Below are 1,283 nucleotides of genomic sequence, written 5' to 3'. Positions count from 1 at the left end.
TAATGCCACTCGCTTAAGAGCGGGTGGCATTTTTACTTGGATATTTGATTGTTTTCTTGAGTACCAAACGCGGGTAGCTGGGCCGCTTCCTCTTTGGAGGTAAAATCAACCGCTTGCCATTTTCCCTCAGTCGTTTTAAGTGCAGTGGGATCGCTCCTGGACTCCCTCTGTCGCTCCAACCAAACTCATCTTGGATTAAAAACAGGGCATTAATGAAACTTATTCTCTGTGGCTCAACTTTATGCTGCACTGCCATGGCTGCCATCTCTAGCCGAACAATATTGTAGGTCGTCAAGATCCCCCATAATTCTTGATACACCCCATCCTTCTTCTTACTGCGCAGGACAGGTTTATTTTCCAGTTGATATTGCTTCAGCTCACCATAACCCCTCTCTATCTCCCATCGCTGCCAATACACCTTGAGCAAATCGTTCACTGGATAAGTGTCTGGACATAGACATGACGTGATAAACCCTTTGATATCACCTTTGGGTGATGGAATAAGGATAAGGCGGGCTTGCCAGCTCTCGCCCAGATAAGGCGCTTGTTGTTTAGCTTGGGGGGATACCGGCATCTCAACCAGATGGTCATACTCTGAGAATGACTCGATAATGCTATAGCGGGTCTTAGACTTTATCGGGGTTAACCAATGGGTGTTTACACCGCTTCCTTGCCAGCTGATGAGCAATTCGGCAGACATAAACCCACGGTCAAACAACGTGAGCGAATGCTCGGGAGCTGAGCCAACCAATTGCTGTGCGTAGTGAATTTCACTGTGGGTAACAGGCCCGAAAGCCGCATCAGAAAGTAAGTGGCTACGAGTAGACATTAAGGTGACCGCCAGCACAGAGGGAAAAGAAGCCGTGCTTTGTGCAAAGCCAAAGTGATGGTTTTCTTCAGTGTTATGCGTCTTAAAATACGTCCCATCAACACTGAGCAATTTCAATCCCGCTATCTCATCAAATTCACACTGTGTTTCCCACTGTGCAGCGGTTGTTTTGAACAGATAACGCATGGGCTCTGAACCCAACTTTTCTTTGGCTTTGATGATGCTACTAGTCGCCAGTGGCGGGAGCTCCCCCTTGGCATCGGGAAAGGCCAGTGAGAGCGTATCACAGACTTGCTGAATCGAGCGGTTACGCATCAAACCAATGCCTAGAACCAACCAAACAGCTTGCTCTGCAGGGAAACGACGGGTTCGAAGTGATGCCCTGCCAGTTTGTTGCACAGCCTCAGCCACCCAATCCATGGGAACATGTTTGGCGAATACATCAATATCCTGT

1 protein-coding gene is annotated in these 1,283 nt (G+C 48.2%); it reads right to left on the bottom strand.

Going from position 1 to position 1,283, the window contains the following annotated elements; translation table 11 throughout:
• Positions 1 to 13: 13 nt before the first annotated feature.
• Positions 14 to 1,283 (bottom strand): IS4 family transposase (locus SHEWPOL2_RS21975; RefSeq protein ID WP_037431791.1); only part of this gene is annotated, 1,270 nt, incomplete at its 5' end.

The sequence above is a fragment of the Shewanella sp. POL2 genome (genome assembly GCF_000282755.1).
GTDB classification, from domain to species: domain Bacteria; phylum Pseudomonadota; class Gammaproteobacteria; order Enterobacterales; family Shewanellaceae; genus Shewanella; species Shewanella xiamenensis.
This window is presented reverse-complemented; position numbering and strand designations above follow the sequence as displayed.